20 protein-coding genes are annotated in these 17870 nt (G+C 66.0%); all 20 read right to left on the bottom strand.

The window, feature by feature from the left end:
* Positions 1-148: 148 nt before the first annotated feature.
* Positions 149-1018, bottom strand: coding sequence for a hypothetical protein (locus H7A13_03340; GenBank protein MCP5332379.1), 870 nt, complete (start codon positions 1016-1018; stop codon positions 149-151).
* Positions 1019-1298: 280 nt separating this feature from the next.
* Positions 1299-2093, bottom strand: a complete 795-nt coding sequence (locus H7A13_03335; GenBank protein MCP5332378.1) for a helix-turn-helix transcriptional regulator — start codon at positions 2091-2093, stop codon at positions 1299-1301.
* Positions 2090-2602: a type II secretion system protein gene (locus H7A13_03330; protein MCP5332377.1), complete on the bottom strand. Its 513-nt coding sequence runs from the start codon at positions 2600-2602 to the stop codon at positions 2090-2092. The genes H7A13_03335 and H7A13_03330 overlap by 4 nt, the downstream gene beginning before the upstream one ends.
* Positions 2589-2993, bottom strand: coding sequence for a prepilin-type N-terminal cleavage/methylation domain-containing protein (locus H7A13_03325; GenBank protein MCP5332376.1), 405 nt, complete (start codon positions 2991-2993; stop codon positions 2589-2591). Before H7A13_03325 ends, H7A13_03330 begins: the two co-directional genes overlap by 14 nt.
* Positions 2983-3456: a type II secretion system protein gene (locus H7A13_03320; protein ID MCP5332375.1), complete on the bottom strand. Its 474-nt coding sequence runs from the start codon at positions 3454-3456 to the stop codon at positions 2983-2985. The genes H7A13_03325 and H7A13_03320 overlap by 11 nt, the downstream gene beginning before the upstream one ends.
* A complete protein-coding gene (locus H7A13_03315) occupies positions 3456-5501 on the bottom strand; it encodes a secretin and TonB N-terminal domain-containing protein (GenBank protein MCP5332374.1) in 2046 nt (681 codons plus the stop codon). Before H7A13_03315 ends, H7A13_03320 begins: the two co-directional genes overlap by 1 nt.
* Positions 5501-6016, bottom strand: coding sequence for a hypothetical protein (locus H7A13_03310; protein MCP5332373.1), 516 nt, complete (start codon positions 6014-6016; stop codon positions 5501-5503). Before H7A13_03310 ends, H7A13_03315 begins: the two co-directional genes overlap by 1 nt.
* A gap of 11 nt (positions 6017-6027) precedes the next feature.
* A complete protein-coding gene (locus tag H7A13_03305; GenBank protein MCP5332372.1) occupies positions 6028-6573 on the bottom strand; it encodes a hypothetical protein in 546 nt (181 codons plus the stop codon).
* The gene (locus H7A13_03300; protein ID MCP5332371.1) at positions 6570-7097 is read right to left on the bottom strand and encodes a PilN domain-containing protein; all 528 of its coding nucleotides are present in this window, start codon (positions 7095-7097) and stop codon (positions 6570-6572) included. The genes H7A13_03305 and H7A13_03300 overlap by 4 nt, the downstream gene beginning before the upstream one ends.
* Positions 7098-7105: 8 nt before the next feature.
* Positions 7106-7924 carry a hypothetical protein gene (locus H7A13_03295; protein MCP5332370.1) on the bottom strand — a complete coding sequence of 273 codons (819 nt, stop codon included), beginning with the start codon at positions 7922-7924 and terminating at the stop codon, positions 7106-7108.
* Positions 7911-9596, bottom strand: a complete 1686-nt coding sequence (locus tag H7A13_03290) for a type II/IV secretion system protein (GenBank protein MCP5332369.1) — start codon at positions 9594-9596, stop codon at positions 7911-7913. Before H7A13_03290 ends, H7A13_03295 begins: the two co-directional genes overlap by 14 nt.
* Positions 9596-10786, bottom strand: a complete 1191-nt coding sequence (locus H7A13_03285; protein ID MCP5332368.1) for a type II secretion system F family protein — start codon at positions 10784-10786, stop codon at positions 9596-9598. Before H7A13_03285 ends, H7A13_03290 begins: the two co-directional genes overlap by 1 nt.
* A gap of 6 nt (positions 10787-10792) precedes the next feature.
* Complete coding sequence (gspG, locus tag H7A13_03280; GenBank protein ID MCP5332367.1) at positions 10793-11221, bottom strand: type II secretion system major pseudopilin GspG; 429 nt, start codon at positions 11219-11221, stop codon at positions 10793-10795.
* Between the two features lie 142 nt (positions 11222-11363).
* Positions 11364-12059, bottom strand: coding sequence for a phosphate regulon transcriptional regulator PhoB (gene phoB / locus H7A13_03275; GenBank protein ID MCP5332366.1), 696 nt, complete (start codon positions 12057-12059; stop codon positions 11364-11366).
* 92 nt (positions 12060-12151) lie between these two features.
* Positions 12152-12820, bottom strand: coding sequence for a hypothetical protein (locus H7A13_03270; protein MCP5332365.1), 669 nt, complete (start codon positions 12818-12820; stop codon positions 12152-12154).
* A 2-nt stretch (positions 12821-12822) separates the two neighbouring features.
* Complete coding sequence (locus H7A13_03265) at positions 12823-14490, bottom strand: putative porin (protein ID MCP5332364.1); 1668 nt, start codon at positions 14488-14490, stop codon at positions 12823-12825.
* A gap of 50 nt (positions 14491-14540) precedes the next feature.
* The gene (locus tag H7A13_03260) at positions 14541-15218 is read right to left on the bottom strand and encodes a TonB family protein (protein MCP5332363.1); all 678 of its coding nucleotides are present in this window, start codon (positions 15216-15218) and stop codon (positions 14541-14543) included.
* Between the two features lies 1 nt (position 15219).
* Entirely contained in the window at positions 15220-15624 is a 405-nt protein-coding gene (locus tag H7A13_03255; protein MCP5332362.1) for a biopolymer transporter ExbD, read from the bottom strand.
* A 2-nt stretch (positions 15625-15626) separates the two neighbouring features.
* Positions 15627-16037 (bottom strand): biopolymer transporter ExbD, encoded by a 411-nt coding sequence (locus tag H7A13_03250; protein ID MCP5332361.1) that lies wholly within the window; start codon positions 16035-16037, stop codon positions 15627-15629.
* 51 nt (positions 16038-16088) lie between these two features.
* Positions 16089-17783 (bottom strand): DUF2341 domain-containing protein, encoded by a 1695-nt coding sequence (locus H7A13_03245; protein MCP5332360.1) that lies wholly within the window; start codon positions 17781-17783, stop codon positions 16089-16091.
* Positions 17784-17870: the final 87 nt, after the last annotated feature.

Below are 17870 nucleotides of genomic sequence, written 5' to 3'. Positions count from 1 at the left end.
CATGAGAGGCGAATCGACTTCTTCTCGGCTTTTTCAGCGCGACCGCAACCTGCGGTGACGCCAGAGGTGGCGACCGCGCAACAGAAGCGTCGAGGAGGGTCCGCTGCCACCGCACCCCGGCGGTGGCAGCGAACGGCTCAGGCCGGGGTCAGCCCGCCTGGCCGGCGCGGCGGCGCGCCAGCGTGCCGAGCAGGCCGAGGCCGGCCGCCATCAAACCGACCGCCGGCGGCAGCGGCACCGGTGCCGGCACCGAGTAGGTCAGCACGCCGCTGCTGTAATGGAAGGTCGCCGGGCCGGTCGGGTTGTCCAGCGCATACTGCACCGCCAATGCCTTGGTCGAGCTGATGCCGTTGTCGCCGCTCAGCAGGTAGAGCGACTGTGCTTCGCCCTCCAGTGCATAGGCACTCCAGCCAATGGTCTTGTTCTCCCAGGTGCCCGCGACGTTGAAGGCATCAGGGGTGCCCACATAGGCGGCGCCGGCCGTGGCCGTGCTGCCATTCTGGCCACTGGCGGCGCTCTGCAGCAGGTTGTTGGCGTTGTACAGGCTGTCGACGCCGGAGAAACCCGATAGGTTGAATTTGGTCTGGTTCTGCAGCGTCGTCAGCGGCGCCGTGCTGGTGCTCAGATAGCGGATCGGCGTCGAGGTGCTGGCAGTCGACAGCGAATCACCGCCGATCACCGCCCATTTGGTCTCGCCGGCATTGGCAGTGGCCTGGAAGGTGCCGAGGGCGCTGCTCCAGTTGGTCTGAGTGCTGGTCGACAGCACGCCATTGACCGTCAGCCTGTTCTGGTTGAAGTCCCAGACGATCTGGGTGCCGGCGGCGCCTTGGTTCGACGGCAGGAAGTCGTCGAGCCTGAAGTCGAGGTCCATCATCACCGAGATCGGCGAGCCGACCGAGTCGAGCGCGACGAAGGCCAGGCTGCTGTTGCCGCTGATGAAGTTGTCCATCGCCGCATTGGCAGTGGCGGAGCCGGCCAGCGCCACCGCGGCCGCCAGCAGTTTGAGTTGTGAGTTCATCGGTTGATCTCCTTTGAGCAGTTGGGTTTGACAGATCGCAAAAATCGTCTTCACTTGATTCATGGGGGCCTCCGTGTGGAGACAGCAGCACGATAGCCGACGAAAGTTACCGTTTTGCGGTCGCGCTGCCGCTGCGGAGATAGTCCATTTGGCCCGGTTCCGCTGCGGCCGGCGTCGCTGCACGCACCCTCCTCCGACTCCACCACTCTAAGGCGCCGTTGTGACAGGGTCGTTAAGGCGTGATGGCCCAAAAATAGTCCATATGGACTATTGGGCGGGTTCAATCGGCCGTTTCGTCGGCTGGCGGCTTCGCCGCACTGCCTTCGTTGGCGGCCTGGGTGCGGTTGTTGACCTTGAGCTTGACCAGAATCCGCTGCACATGGTTCTTGACCGTCAGCGGACTGATGCCGAGGAGCCGCCCGATCTCCTTGTTGCTCTTGCCGTTGCGCACCCAGTGCAGCACCTGCCGCTCACGCGGGGTGAGCAGCCGCTCGATGGCATCGGGCGCGGCGTCCGCCTCGTCGGGCTCATTGGCCAGCAGCCGCTGCAGCGCGGCGTGCAGGTGCGGCACCAGCAGTTCGAGCAGGTGGCGGTCGCGCGGGCCATAGGGCACAGTGCCGATGAAGACGAAGAAGCTGCCCTGCCCGCCCTGCATCTGCCGCAGGCCATGGGCGGCGACATGGTCGAGATCGGCCTCCCGCAGCGCACGCAGCAGTTGCCAGCGTCCGCTCTGTACATCGGCCTCGGGCAGCGCGTCGGCACCGAGCAGACAGGGCGTGCCCCCCTCGCGCAGCCAGAGCGTGACCAGCCGGGGCAGCAGGTCATGCAGCGGCGGGTCGAGCGCCTGCCCGGTCTGACGGTCGGGCTGGGCATCGGCAGAGAAGCTCAGGTGGCTGAGTTGGCGCTTCTCGAGGTCACCATGGGCGCACAGCAGCGTCCGATGGGGAATCACTCCCTGCAGCACCCCTTGCGCCCAGAGAAAGAACTGGAAGCGCCGGCCGATCTTCAGCGAGGCCTCGATGGTGAACAGCAGGTGCTCGCGGTCCTGACTGCTGAGCAGGATGTCGTCACTCACTCTGGCACCCTCATCGACTCGCCGGCGGCGTCACCGGCCACGGTGGCGCTGAACAGCCAGTCGCTGTAGCGCTGCTTGCCGGTCAGGTCGGCATCGCGCCCGTCGAAGCGCTGCTTCAGCGGCCGTGCGCTCGACAGGCTGTGGATGGCGACGATGCGGCCATCGAGCCGGACCAGCCCCCAGTCGCGCTGACCGGTCAGCGGATCGCGGTAGATCTGCCGCAGATGACGGCGTGGCGTCGGAAAGCGGCGATCCTCCAGCAGCTCCTGCAGCGTCGCCGGAGCGCGGCTGGCCGCCTCGGGCGAGCTCTGTTGGTAACGGCTGAGCGCCCGACGGAACTGCTCGCCGATCCAGAGCAGCTCGGCCTCCTTCTCGCGCTGCATCGTCGTGGACCAGACCTCGCCGGCACCGGCCAGCAGCAGGCCGATGGCGGCAATCGCAAACAGCGCCAGCAGATAGCCGAAGCCGCGCTGGGCCGCAGCCGAGCCCAACCGCTCACCACTGCGCATAGGGCTGCGCCTCGCCGCCGGCGCCACTGCGGATGTCCCAGACACCGCTGGCGGCCTGCGTGTCGGCCGGATCGGTCGGCTCGGCGGGCTCGGCCGGTGGCGGCAGCAGGATCCAGGTCTCGCTGCTCTCGCTGACCGGATCGATCGGCAGCGTGCGCAGATAGCGCCGGCTCACCAGCTCTTCGAGACTCTCCGGGTAGCGGCCGGTGTCGCCATGAAACTTGTCGATCGCATCGCGCACCACCACCAGCGTCTCGCGCAGCGCCGCCTCGCGCGCCCGGTCGAGGTGGGTGAAGTAGCGCGGCGCGACGATGCTGAGCAGCGTGGCGATGATCGCCATCACCACCAGCAGTTCGATCAGCGTGAAGCCACGGCGCCGGTCACCATTCACGGTAGGGCACCCCGTTCAGGCCGATCCGCTGCGAACGCGAGTAAACATCGAACACATCCTCGCCCTCGAAGGGTGCATCGGGTGGACTGCGGTAGGCACGCTTGCCCCAGCTGTCGGCCGCCGGCAGCTGGGGCGCGGCAAAGGGATCGCGCGGCAGGCGGCGCAAAAAATAGATCTTCGCCCCGCTGGGGCTCCTGGCATCCTCGACCCCTGCGACCAGCTCATCGAGCGAACGGGGATAACCGGAGCCGTCGGCCCGGCCGCGGATGCGCCCTTCATCCACCGCCTGGCGGTAGGCATCGAGACCGTCACGAATCTGCCGCAGCGCACTGCGCAGATCACGCTCCTTCATCCGCTGCACGGTCAGTTCGCCAAAGGGCAGCGCCACCGAGGCCAGCACGCCGATGATCGCCACCGTCACCACCAGTTCGAGCAGCGTGAAGCCCCGGCTGCGGCGCTGCATCACTGCGGCGCCGGCAGTGGCGGCGTCCTCGCTGCAGGCAGTGGCAGCGCCGGCATGGCGGCCGGTTCCGGCGGCAGTGACGGCGGTTCGGGGGCGGGTGGCGGCAGTGGCAGCTCGGGCGTCTCGACCGGTTCGGCCGGCTGCTCTGACAGCGGCGGCGACACCACGGCAGAGCCGCCCGCCGGCTGCGATGAGAGTGACAGGCCATGCAGCCCCGTCTGGTTCACCCGCAGTGCCGGGGCGCCCACCGCGGCCTCGGAGCCCGCTGCGTTCACCGCCGTGGCGCCCTCCGGCAGTGCCAGATTGCGCACGACCCGTGGGGTGATCAGCAGGATGATCTCGGTCTTGCTGCCACTGTCGCGCTGATTGGAGAAGAGCCGGCCGACGACCGGGATGTCGCCGAGGCCCGGCAGCCGGTTGGCGCTGCTGCGCTCCTCGTCGCTGATCAGGCCGGCCAGCACCTGGGTCTCGCCATTCTTCAGCCGCAGCACGGTGCCGGCAGTGCGACTGCCGATCTGATAGGCCAGTGAGCCGGCGGGCCCCGGCACCTCCTTGACGACGCTGCTCACTTCGAGGTCGACCTTCATCGAGACTTCGTCGTCGAGATAGACGTTGGGCTCGATGTCGAGCTTGAGCCCGACGTCGAGGTAGGAGACCGAGGAGGAGACGCCGACATTGGCGGTCGAGGTGGTGGTAAAGACCGGCAGCTTGTCGCCGATGTGGATCTTGGCCCGCGAGCGGTTCTTGACCCGGATGCGCGGATTGGCCAGCAGGCTGCCATCGCCGGCCTCGTTGCGCAGGTTGAGCACCAGCGCCGGGTTGGTCACATAAGCGGTCAGTTCATCGGCATTGCTCAGATCGACCACGCCAGGCGCCACCTCGGCCCCGGCCTCCGGTACCACCTGCCCGCCGACCCCCTGGGTGGGCTGCAACACGATGTTGGGGTTGCGCAACAACCCGTAGCCGATCCGGTCGGGGTAACGCAGCCCCAGCTCGCGCAGCTTGCTGCGGGTCATCTCCATCACCTCGAGCTCCAGCATCACCTCGGGCTCGGCAATGTCGAGCGATTCGAGCAGCCGTTCGGCCATCCGCACCGCCTCGGGGGTGTCCTTGATCACCAGCAGGTTGAGCTTCTCATCGACGAAGATGTCCTTGCTCTTGACCAGTGTCTTCACCAGCGCCTGCGCCTGCTTCACCTCGGCATTGGCCAGATAGAAGCTGCGGGTCACCAGCTCCTGATATTCCTTGGCCTTGGCCGGGGTGTTGGGGTAGATCAGCACCGAGTTCTCGTTGAGCATTTTGCGCTCGAGCTGGTTGGTGGCGAGAATCAGCCGCACCACCTCATCGATCGAGGTGTCGCGCACGAACAGCGTCACCTTGGTCTGCGACTTGACGTCCTTGTCGAAGACGAAGTTGATCCCGGCGCTGCGCGAGATCATCTCGAACACCGTCTTCATCTCGGCGTCGTGAAACTCCAGGCTGATCGGTGCGGTGAAGGGTGACTTGAGCGCGCGCCTGAGCGGCTCCTCGCTCTGCTGCGCCTTGCGCCGCACATCCTGCAACAGCCGTTTCGCTTCGCTGTTGAGCGGATTCTCGGCCACCAGCGTACGCAGGATGCGTTCGGCGGCCGCGGTGTCGTTCTGGGCCATCAGGACCCTGACCTCGGCGAGGGCGGCCTGGTGCCGACGCTCCATCGCGACCTCGGTCAGGCCGTTGCGGGCGCGCTGGTTGTTGGCATCGAGCTTCAGCATGCGCTGGTAGAGCGCTTCGGCCGCATCGATCCGGCCTGCCTCGCGCTCGGAAGCCGCAGCTTCGGACAACTGGCCGAGCAGCCGCTCACGCTGACGCAGATAGCGCCCCTGCAATTGATGGTCGTCGGGATTTTCCTGCACCGCCTGCGCCAGCCGCAGCACCCCCTCTTCGGTGTGCCCCTGCGCGATCAGTCGATCGCTCTCGTCGATCGCCGGGTGGGTCGCACAGCCGCCCAGCAGCAGCAACAGGGTCAGCACGAGGCGGCGAAGCGTGGCGTGCGCGTGAGGTGACATCAATTTTCTCTGGTGAATTTCAGCAGTTGTCGCTGGTTACTGGGCAGATGGACGAAGGTGGCCTCCTGCGCTGCGATGCGCACCAACCGGTAGCGCTCCAGCACATCGCCCTCGCGCAGCAGATGGCTGCGCGGCCCCTGGCCGACGAAGAGCACGCTCTGCCGGCCGTCGAACAGTTGGCCGAGGTAACGGAACGGCAACGGTGGCACCCTGGGTGCGGTGGACCGCGGCGGTGCCGGCATCCGCTCGACCAGCGGCAGGCGTTGCCAGCTGTGGGCCGCGAAGAGGTCGATGCCCTGGGCGACATGCTGTTCCCGTACGGCAGGCGGAACCCTCGACTCCGGAACTCTCCGGGACGAGGCATCGGCCTCGCCGGCGGCGCGCCCGGCGAGCGGCTCACGCTGTCGTGGTTGCACCAGCTCCGGTTCACCGAAGTCGACGAAGGCGGCGATCAGCGTGGCGATCAACGCCAGTGCCAAAACAGCTTGCCGCCGCAGCGATCGGGAGGGTGCCACCGTTGCCATGCTCAGCCCGCTTTCAGAAACAGGGTCAGCCGCACTCTGGCGTCGATCCGGCCACTGCCGACGTCGTCACGCTGGACGGCCAACCCATCAAGCGCGATGGTCGGCAGCGCATTCATCAGATCGGCCAGCCAGGCGCGCAGTTGCGGATAGCCACCGCGTGCCGGCAGGGTGATCTGGTAGCGCAGCAGGGTGCCGCTGGCATCGCGGCTCAACCGGTAGTCGCCCTGGGGCAGCTCGACGCCATGGAGGGTGGCGGCATGGTGCAGGCGTTCGATGACGGCCAGTGCATCCGAATCGGTCGGCAGGCTGGCGTGGAGATCGCTCAACCGGCGGCCCTCCACCTGCTGCGGTGTCGACTGCGCCGCGCGCTGGTGCCGCAGCGCCTCCAGCGCGGCCTGCTGCGCCAGCGTCTCACTGCGCACGGCCTGCACGATGACAAGCTGCCAGAGGAGGGCCATCAGGCCCAGCAGCAGTCCGGCCGCCGCCGGCCAGCCGTGCCGGTGAAGTTGATGCCGAAGGTGGGCAGTGAACAGCTCCGCGGTGATCACTGGCGGCTCCAGTCGACATCCAGCGTGAAGCGGATCACGCTCTCCTGCTCCACTCGCCGCTGTTCATGACGCGAGAGTGTCACCGCGGCAACCTGCGATGACTGATCCAGCCGCTGCGCATAGACCACCACGTCATCGATCGTCCGCGCCTCGCCCATCAGGTGCAACTGGCGCGTCTGTCCTTCGCTTTCGAATGAGAGCAGCGCCACATTGGGGTCGGCACTCCGCTCGAGCGTGGCCAGCAGTGCGTTCCACGGCAGATTCAGCTGGGCAGCGATGCGCTGGGCCGACTTCAGTTCAGCCTGCTCCAGCTCGCTCCGGCCAGCGCGTCCGGCTGGCTGCGCCTGCTCTCTCTGCTGCGACAGGCGCGCCTGCTCGACTTCGACCAGGCGCAGTGCATCGAGCGCCGCAAGATGATCGAGGCTGACCAGCACCATGGCCACGGCCCCCGCTGCCAGCAGCAGCCAGCCGAGCGGCGAGGCCAGGCGACGACGTGCGCTGAAGTCGATCTCGAGCGGTGGCATCCTCATGGTCACAGCCCGAGCGCCATGCGACAGCCGATGCCATCGAACTGGGTCTGGCTGCGCGGTTGCAGCCAGACGAAGGGGTGGCGAGGGTCGGCGGCCGGGGCTTCGCCCGCTCCGGTCAGATAGAACCGTGGCGCCGCAGTCTCGACCTCATCGAGGCCGGCCTGAATGCCGATCTGCGCCATCATCCCCGGCAGCAGTTCGCGCCAGTCACTGTCGAGCCGCTGGCTGCGCAGACCCAGCCACTGCTCCTGTTGCAGCAGCCCCAGCGCCAGAGAGTCGGCTTCGAGCACACCGAACCAGACCACCCTGCCCTCGAGCGCACTGCGCCAATGGTCGAAGGCGACCGAAAAGTAGGGCGCCACCGTGGCCAGGGTCGCGCCGGCCTCAGCGCAGGCCGTGCGCAGTGCGCGCAGAAGTCCGGCATCGACCGCACAGGCCGGCACGGCCTGCTGCGGTGGTTGCAACGACGGTTGCACCTGCCACTCGCGGGTGACGGCACCGAAGGTCTCCTGAAAAGTCACGGCGGCGTAGGCGCTCCACTCCTGGGGTCGGGTCAATCCTGCACGCCATGGCAGCAACTGCCAGCGGGCAAAGCGTCCGCAGAGCACGACATGCAGCGCAGCACCCTGCGCCTGCCGCTGTGCCAGCAGCCGCGTCAGCGCGTCGACAGCCGGACGCCACGGCGCGGACTCCGCCACGCCTTCAGATCGATAGTGGAGCTGCTGGACCGCCGTCGGCCGCCGCGACCACGGTCGGCTGTGCTCGACCAGCACCAGTTGCTGCGTCGACAGCGCCACCCGCAGTCGCCTAGCTGACCACACGGTTGAGCTCCTGCAGCGTGGTTTCGCCGCGCCGGACCATCTCCAGCCCCGCCTCGCGCAGCAGCCGCGTGCCCTTGTGACAGGCGGCCTCCTTGATGCGGCGCACCGGTTCGCGCGTCACGATCATCTCGCGCAGCTCGTCGTCCAGCAGCAGCACCTCGGCAATCGCCTTGCGTCCACGAAAGCCGCTGCCGCGGCAGTGGCCGCAGCCGCGCCCGCTGCGAAAGTCGAACTCCTCGGCCGCATCGATGCCGGACATCGCCAGCAGGGCGGCATCGGGCTGGCTCTGCTGCGAACAGTCCGAACAGATGACCCGCAGCAGACGCTGCGCGACGATGCCGTTGAGCGCCGCGACCAGGCTGTAGGGGTCGAGCCCCATGTGGGTGAAACGGCCCAGCACGTCGAAGACGTTGTTGGCATGGACGGTGGTGAGCACCAGATGGCCGGTGAGCGCCGCCTGCACCGCGATCTGGGCCGTCTCGCCGTCGCGGATCTCCCCGACCATCACCTTGTCCGGGTCGTGGCGCAGGATGGAGCGCAGCCCGCGCGCGAAGGTCAGTCCCTTCTTTTCATTCACCGGAATCTGCAACACGCCGTTCAACTGGTATTCGACCGGATCCTCGATGGTGATGATCTTGTCATGGCCGGTGTTGATCTCGCCGATGGCGGCGTAGAGCGTGGTGGTCTTGCCGCTGCCGGTGGGTCCGGTGACCAGCAACATGCCGTAGGGCTCGGTCGCCAGCCGGCGCAGCGCGAAGAGCGTGGGGGCATCGAAGCCGAGCGATTCGAGGCGCAGTCCGCTCACCTCGGCGGAGAGGCGCTGCTTGTCGAGGATGCGCAGCACCGCATCCTCGCCATGGATGCTGGGCATGATCGAGACCCGGATGTCGATCTCGCGGCCGGCCAGCGCCACCTTGAAGCGGCCATCCTGCGGGACACGCCGTTCGGCGATGTCGAGCTCCGCCATCACCTTGATGCGCGAGATCACCTGCTCGGCGTTTTCGCTCCCCTGAATGCCACCCACCGAGGCCAGCACGCCATCGATGCGGTATTTGATGAAGATGCCCGACGGCACCGTCTCCAGATGGATGTCACTGGCGCCGGCCTTGAGCGCGTCGTAGAGCGTCGAGTTGACCAGACGCACCACCGGACTGCTGTCTTCGCTGATGCTGCGCAGCGAGATGTCCTCGGCCGCCGCATCGCGTCGGCTCGATGCCTGCATCGCCACCAGGCCATCCATCGCCCGCAGCGTCTCTTCGTGGCGCGCGAGGTAGGCGGCAATGTCACCGCGGCTGGCCAGCCGGATCTCCAGCCGCTCGGGCGCCCGCTCCTCCAGCCAGCCCCGCAGTCCGGCATCGAACGGATCGGCCAGCAGCGCCACCAGCCCCTGCCCATCCGTGGCAGCACGAAACAGCAGACACTCCCGCTGCAGCGCCTCGCCATAGGCGAGCAGATCGAAGGCCGGCGTCATCTCGTGCATCGCCTCGATGCCGGCCACCTTCATGCGGACGGTGACGGCCAGCCGCGCGACGCAGGCCGCATCCGGGCCATCATGCGCCTGCGCGAGCGCCTCGATCAGGCGACAGCCGCGTGCCCTCATCAGCACGCGGGCGGCCTGGAGCTCCGCAGGCGAGAAGGGGACGACCGGCGGGTCGAGCGCGGCATGGCCCATCACTGGATGCCCTCGGTCAACTGGAAGATCGGCAGGTACATCAGCACGACGATGAATCCGATCATCAACCCCATCAGCAGCATCAGCAGCGGACCGAACAGCCGGGTCGCCCACTCCGCCCAGCGCGCCATCTCTTCATCGTGAAAGGCCGCGATGCGCTCCATCATTTCGCCCATGTTGCCGGCACGCTCGCCGACCCTGAGCATGCGCAGCGCCACCGCGGTGGTCAACCCACCCGCCTCGAAGGCCTGCGAGATGCCGCGCCCCTCGCGGATGGCCTGGGTCGCACTGTCCAGCCGCGGCTGCAGCGCGGCGGAGAGCAGCCCGCTCACCATCTCCAGCGCCGGCACCACGGCAATGCCGCCCAGCAGCAACATGCCGAGCGTGCGGTAGAGTCGGGTCAGTTGAAACACCCGCATCCGCTCGCCGACCGCTGGAATGCGCCACAGCAGGCCGAGCAGGCGCTGTGCCATCCAGTGTCGCACCCGCTCCTGCATGGCCAGCCCCAGCAGTGCCGCCACCATGCCGATCAACAGCGGCCAGTAGCGCTCCACCGCCAAGCCCCACTCCAGCAGCAGTCGCGACGGCAGCGGCAGATCGCCACCCATGTCCTGATAGATGTGCGAGAAGCGCGGCACGACATAACCGAGCAGAAACAGAATGACCAGCGTCCCGACCACCACCAGCAACAGCGGATAGATCGCTGCGCTGATGAGCCGACCGCGCAAGGTCTCGAGTTGTGATGCGTAGGCGATGTAGCGCGACAGCGCTTCGCCCAGGTCACCGGTGCGTTCGCTGGCGCGCAGGGTGGCGGCATAGAGTGGCGGAAAACTGTGCGGCGCCTCTTCGAGCGTCGCCGAGAAGGCCTTCCCTTCACGCAACCCGCTCAGGATACGCCGCAGCGTCTGCTGGATGGCGGGACGCTGCTCCTTCTCGGCCAGCGTCTCGATGGCCTCGACGATCGAGATGCCGGAGTTGAGCAGGGAGAGCAGCTCCTGACTGAACAGCAGCAGCGGAAAGCGCGCCTTGCCGGCACTGCGTAACCCGCCACCGAGTGGCAGAGGGGTGACCGACAGCACGGCATGGCCCTGTGCGGCGGCCTGGTGTCGGGCTTGCGCCTGATCACTCGCCTCCAGCACGATGATGTCGACACCCTTGTCTGCATTCAGCGTCTTGACCTGGTACTTCATCATCGATCACCAGTTGGTGATGTCTTCGGCCTCGTCACTGCCGCCCGCCTGGCCATCCTTGCCGTAAGAGAGCAGATCGTACTCGCCATGCTCTCCCGGAGAGCGGTAGAGGTAGGGCCGCCCCCAGGGATCCAGCGGCACGGCTTTTTGCAGGTAGGGGCCAGACCACCTGGCCTCGCCGGCGGGGCGCTCGTTCAATGCAGTGAGGCCCTGTTCGGTCGCCGGGTAGCGACCCACATCGAGCCGGTACTGGTCCAGCGCCTTGCCGAGGGCATCGAGCTGGGCCCGCGCCGTCTTGACCTGCGACTTGCCGATCTGGGAGAAGAACCGGGGCGCAACAAAGCCGGCCAGCATGCCGATGATCACCATCACCACCAGCAGTTCGAGCAGCGTGAATCCGCGAGCACGGATCTTTGACACAGAGCGTGGAAACATATCGACCGGATCCCGGCTGAAGAGCCAGCGCAGGCTAGGCTTCATCGATGACAGAACAATGACAAACCGGCGCAGCGCTCAATTTTTATGCAGCTTGCAGGTGACCGGAGCACTCCGGCACCACCGATGCGGACCTGCCCGATCAGGACGAACAGGAAGAGAAGCGGTAACCGCTGCCACGCACGGTCTGGATCAGCCGATCCCGGCCGCTCGGCTCGAGTGCGACCCGCAGCCGGCGGATGTGCACGTCGACCGTCCGGTCGTCGAAAAAGGCATGGTCGCCCCACACCTGATCGAGCAGGTGGTTGCGGCTGTGCACCCGCTCCGGATTGGCCATCAGAAAACGCAGCAGACGAAATTCGGTCGGCCCCAGGGCCACCTCCATGCCCGACACCGTGACCCGGTGGGCGAGCGGATCGAGACGCAGGCCATCGATCTCGATCGCATCAGTGGAGGTGTGGGGCAGACGACGCCGCAACACGGCGGTGATGCGGGCCAGCAGTTCACGCGGGGAGAAGGGCTTGGTGATGAAGTCGTCGGCCCCCGCGTCCAAGCCGACGATCTTGTCGCGCTCTTCGCTGCGCGCCGTGAGCATGATGATCGACAGCTCGCGCGAGCGCGGATTGGTTCTCAGTCGCCGCATGAGGTCGACGCCCGACAGACCGGGCAGGCCCCAGTCGAGCAGAATCAGGTCGGGCAGTGTGCTGTTCACCAGATTCTGCGCCGTCTCGGCATCGGCGGCACGTTGCACCCGGTAACCCGCTCGAGCCAGATTGACCGAGATCAGTTCCTGAATCTCCAGGTCATCTTCCACCACCAGAATCTGTGCTGCTGCCATGTCCATGAACAAGCTGATGTTTTTGAATCAGCGCACTCTAGACAGCAGTGATGACAGCTCGGTGACAGATTGAAAAATGTTCAGATCCGGCCTCACTGCCGATCACGGGCGCCATCCGATTCAGCCGGGGAAGCGCTCAGCTTCTGCTCATCCAGTTGGTCGCGGTACGTCTCCTGGAAATTTTCGATCTCGGCGCGCTTCAACTGGGTGAAGGGGTCAGCCTGCAGCAGCGCATCGCTGCAACGCTTCTTTTCATAGCGCTCCAGCAGCTCCATGCCGTAGCCATGCAGCTTTTCGTTGCTGGCCGCACAGGCCGAGAGCGCCGTACGCTGCTCTGCGAGCCTCTCATCGAGCCGTTGCGCGGCGGTGACCGCTCGCTGCAGCGCCTGCTGCGTCTGGGCAGCGCCTTGAGTCAGTGACGCATTTTCCGCCCTGCTGGCCGCCAGCTCCCGCTCCAGCACGGCCACGCGCTCCGCCAGCCCCTGCCGGTTGCGATCGCTCTCGTCCAGCAGGTCGCGGTTTTGCTGCAACTGCGCATCGAGTTGGGATTTTTCCTGCACCATCTGTGCTTTTTCTGCCTCGATCTGCGCCTTTTCCTGTTCGAGCTTGCGCACTGCCTGTTGCAGCCGCCGCAATTGCATCTGCTCGCGGTCGCTCTTGGGGTCGTCAGCGGCATGGAGCGTGCCGGCGACCAGTCCGCTCAGCGCACAGAGCAGCAGAACGGCGAGACGCAGCCGACGAGGTGTGAGCTGGGCCACCATGGTCAGAACTTCACGCTCACGTCGGCCTGAAACAGGTCGACGGCAAACTTGTGGTCGGCAATGAACGAGAAGGAGTCGATCGAATCGGCCGACAGCCAGCGCAGGTTCAGCACGGTGTTGCGATCGAGTCCATACTGCGCGCCCAGCAGATAGCCCTTCAGGTTGGTGCCGCCCAGCCCGAAGTCGGAATCGGTGAAGGCATCCAGCACCGCATCGGAACCGAGATGGCGATAGGCCACCGACAGCTGCCAGTCCCGTCGATTTCTGACCTCGGCCGTCCCGACGGTGAGCCGGTACTGGTAGCCCTGGTCGCTGCCATCGGTCAGGTTGATCCGCCCCTGGGTGCGCGAGAGGATCTGCGCGCGGTCGAAGGCGGTGTTCTTGACCCAGTCCCCGCTCAACACCACATGCACCGGCGCAAACTGCGCCAGCTCCAGCGATGCAGTCAGGTTGACCGGCCGGAACTCCGCGGCAAGCCCCCAGTAGGGGGTCGATCCGGTGTCGCCCAGCGCATTGGTGACGAACAGCGAGTTGCCCTTCTGCCGCAGTCCGTTGCCATACTCATACTGCCCGTAATTGGCGGTGATCGGGTTTCCGGTGCTGTCGAGCGCACTGGCAGGCTCGACCTCCCCGGCCAGATCCTGGTAGTCATACCAGGCCAGTCCCACCTTCAGTCGCATGTCCGGACTGAAGTCCCACTGCGTGCCGCCCTGCACCCCCCGCAGCCAGCGGCCACTGGAAGAGGGCGGGTTCTCTTCCTGAAGTGGAAAGGCGCCCAGCGTCACGAAGGGCTTGACCCTGCTGCTGGAGAGCACGGGTCGAAAGTTGGCGGCCAGCCCTTCGAAGTTCAGATCCTCATCCCAGACCAGATCGGTCGAAAACCAGGGGTTGGGAATGCGACCACCGCTCAGCGAGAGCCAATCGGCCGGGTCGAACCTCAGGTAGGCGCGGTCGAGCAGAAGGGTGTATTTGTTGAAATCCTGCCCCAGCGTCTGATTGGTCGACACCCGGTCGCTGTTGCTGCCGGTGGCGAGTCGCACCCCACCGCTCCACTCATCGGAAAGCCGGGCCAGCATTCCCAGCCTTGCCCGCAACCGCAGGCGGTCGCGGTCTTCTGTGGTGTTGGCAGTGGGGATGCCCTGGCCATTGACCCTGGCGAACTCGGCAGCGCGCGTCTGGTCGTTGGGCAGCGGTGGCGGTGCATTGGTCCCGGCAGCGGTGGCATAGTCAAACGGCGTTGCATTGTTTTCATCGAAACGGTCGAGCTGCTCGCGCAGCCGCAGGTCGCCCTCCCACTTGATGCGATCCAGCCACTCCGGTATCGCATTGGGCGTGGCCCAATGCTCACGCCTGGCCTGATCGAGCACCTCCTGCTTGATCTGCTCGCGCATCTCGCTCTTCACCACCTCGGGCACATACTGCACCCGAACGGTGTTGTCGGGTTTCTTCGGCGTCTGCGCCACCGTGGCCGCTGCGTCCTGCTCCGCCTTTTTGATCAGTTCATCGGCCTTCTGCCGGGTGATTGCGCCGGAGTCGACCAGTGCATTGATCAGATTCAGCGTCGTCTGCCGCAGCACTTCCAGTGAGGCGCGCGAATCTTCGGCCCACACCGGCGCGCTCAACAGCGCCGAGGCCAGCAGCACGCCGCAGCGCAGTGTCTTGAATGTCATGGTCCGGGCCTTTGCATGGTTGGGTTCTCGCGGTGGTCGCACTGGCTGCATCAGCCCGCCATGCGATTGGTGATGCGCAGCCTGATCGGTTGCGGCAGATTCTCGGGCACGGCGGTGCGCAGCGGTGGAAGCTGGTTCAGCGCCTCCCGAATGGCGCGGTCGGTGTCGGGATTGCCGGTCGACTCGGCCAGCTCCACCCGGCGCATGACGCCCTGGGCATCGATCCAGACATTCACCAGCACCCGGTAATCGCCCAGCTTGAGCGCGCGGTTGCGCGCCAGCTCCTGCTGGATGTGGCGTTGCAGCGCACTGGAAAAGAACGCGAACTGCATGCCGCCACCACCGCCGCCCACCTTGCCGCCGATGTAATCGCTCGACACCGTGCCGGCCGCAAATGGGCTCGAACCCTCCCCGGCAGCACCCTCCATCTTCAGCGGTTGCGGCGCCTGCGGCGCCTCCACCGGTTTGGGCTGCGGCGCCTTGATCTCCTTGCTTTCCCTGGGCTGCTCCTTGGGTGGGGGCGGCGGCGGGGGCGGTGGCGGAGGGGTATCGGGCAGGATGGTGATCTTGCTCACCTGCTTCTGCTGCACCGGGCCACTCCTGCCCAGCCCCTGCAACAGGTAGACGGCCACCGCAATGCCCGCTGCCAGCAGCAGCAACCCGGCCACGATGCGCCAGCGGCGACTGGCATCACTGCGCTCCAGCTCCTCTTCGGCCAGTCCGCTCATGTCAGTTGCCGATGCGCGCGGTCACCAGCCCAACCCCCTCGATGGCCAGCAGGTTCGCCATGTCCACCACCGCGATCACCCGTGCATACTGCGCCAGTGGATCGCCCTTGATCATGACCGACAGCTTGGGATCGCGCGCCTTGGCCTGCTCGAGCTGGCTCTTCAGCTCCTCCAGCGTGACGCCCACCCCATTCAGCAGCAGCGACCCTTCCGGGGTGATCTGCACGATCTTGACCTCATGCTGCTCGCTGCTCGGTTTGTTGCTGGGCTTGGGCAGGTTCATGGTCAGCCCCTGCACCGTCGCGGTGGTCATCAGGATGAACACCACCAGCAGCACATAGACCAGATCGAGCATCGGCGTGACATTCATCGAGTCATAGGGTTTGGTCTCGCTCTGGAGCTGCATGGTCAGCCTCCCGCCCGCTTGGTGACCAGCCCGATCTCGACGATGTCCAGACGCTTGCAGATCTCCAGCACCTGCATCACCTTGTCGTACTGGGCCTCGGCATCGCCCTTGAGCACCACCGGCAGCGCCGGATTGGCCACCTTGTACTGCGCCAGCCGCACCTCCAGTTGCTGCATGTCCACCGGATAGGCGTCCAGAAAAACATTGCCCTCGCGCGTCACGGTGATGGCACGGGTCTGCGGTTTGGCCAGCGTCTGCGCCGTCACCGTGCGGGGAGGCTCGACCCTGACGCCCTGTACCGAGGCGGTGGTCATGATGATGAAGATGACCAGCAGCACATAGGTGAGATCGAGCATCGGCGTGATGTTGATCTCGTCATAGGGTTGATTGTCTTCGTGGATTTCGACCGACATCGTCAGGCCCCGACAAGCACCATGGCACCATGCAGCCGCATCAGAGGCGGCTCAATGGCTGTGACTCTCGGCAATGCGGGTGATCAGCTCATCGACGAAGATCTGCATGTCCGCCGAGATGTTCTTGATCCGCGAGGCCAGATAGTTGTAGCCAAACAGTGCCGGGATGGCGACCGCCAGACCCGCGACCGTGGCCAGCAGCGCGGCGGCAATGCCGGGCGCGATGGCGTTGACATTGACATCTCCGGCAGCCGCGATGGCTGCGAAGGTGATCATCACCCCCACCACCGTCCCCAGCAGACCGAGAAAGGGCCCCCCCGAAATCGCAATCGTCAGCAGCACCATCTGCGCATTGAGCCGGTGCGACTCCCGCACCAGATCGGCATCCACCGCCGCCTTGATCGCACTGATCGAGGCATTGCTGAGGTTGATTCCACCCTGCTCGCTGCCGCGCTTCATCACTTCGCGAACGGCAGCCTGGTAGAGACGATAGAGCGATGAGTGCGCATGGCTGGCACCTTGCTTCTCCAGGTCGAGAAAATCATCGGTCGCATCGCGAAAACGTCTGAGAAAGAGGCGGTTCTCCTTGTCGGTGACACTGACCAGGCGGGCCTTGGCCACCATCACCACCACGGCGATCGCCAGCATCACCATCAGCAGCACGATCACCACCCAGGCATCGGTGGTGAGGTTGCTGACGAGGATGCCCATGTAGGAGACCTCGCCCGCTTCACTCGCCACCTCTTCGTCGCCACGCACCGCGATCAGTCTGGACTCCACCCCCTGGGCACCCACCGCCAGCCTGATCCAGTCGGCCGAGCGCAGATCGCTGGCGATCTGCAGCTCATCCATCAGGCCGCCCAGACCCTCGCCGATCAGCACCTCATCCTGCACCGCCGGCAGAGCAGCCTCACCTGCGGCCACCTCGGCACCATTAACATGGAGCGTCGCCTTGCCGCCACCCACCGTCACCGCAATGTGCTGCCAGCTTCCGGCGCTCAGCGCACCACCCGTCAGCGGTTGCGCTCCAACGCCGGCGAGCGTCAGCCTGCCCTGCTCGACCCTGATGGCCACCGGCCCCTGCCGGTAGAGCACCGCCCCGCCATTCACGTCATCGAGCCGAACCCAGCCGGAAAAACTGAAGCGCCCATCGGGCGCCAGTTGCAGACTGGGCGATGCGGAGATCCGCAGCGGCACCTGAGCGAATCGTGCACTCGCACCGAGCAGACCCGCCTTCTCGATCGTCAATTCACCGCTTGCGCTGTTGCCATTGGCCGAGACATCGCGCGCAGTCGCCTCGCCTTCATCGAAATGGAACACGGCACGGGTCGCTGGATCGTAACTGGCCGCCGGCGCACTGCCCTCTGCCGCTGCGTCCGGATTGCCGAAGTAGAGATAGATCTTCTGTCCGGCGCTGTTCGGCGCAATCTGCGGCAGCTGCACCCAGAGCAGGGCCAGCTCGTTGACGCTGTCGAAACGCTCGATGTGGAATTTCAGCGGGGTCTTGTCATCGGCAGCCAGCAGACGCAGGTCGCTCCCATCGGGCTTGGCGGCCAGAAAATCGAAGTTGCCGCTGTGCAGTCGCACCGGCAGCACGGCGCCAGAGACTGCCGAGGTCGTCGCGACCCCTGCTTCGGATGTGTCCAGCAGCACCAGCCGACGCTCACTCCAGGCGTCATTCCACCAGGCTTGCGCGGTCAGAGGAATGATCAGTGCAAACAGCAACAGTGCGTTTCTTGGACTCATGGACGGCAGCGGCAGAGTGAGGACGGACCGGCACTCTAGCCGTGACAGATGACGAAAAAGTGACGGCCGACCCTGCCGGGCAGCGCC

The sequence above is a fragment of the Pseudomonadales bacterium genome, from assembly GCA_024234215.1.
Lineage (GTDB): Bacteria > Pseudomonadota > Gammaproteobacteria > Pseudomonadales > UBA5862 > JACKOQ01.
This window is presented reverse-complemented; position numbering and strand designations above follow the sequence as displayed.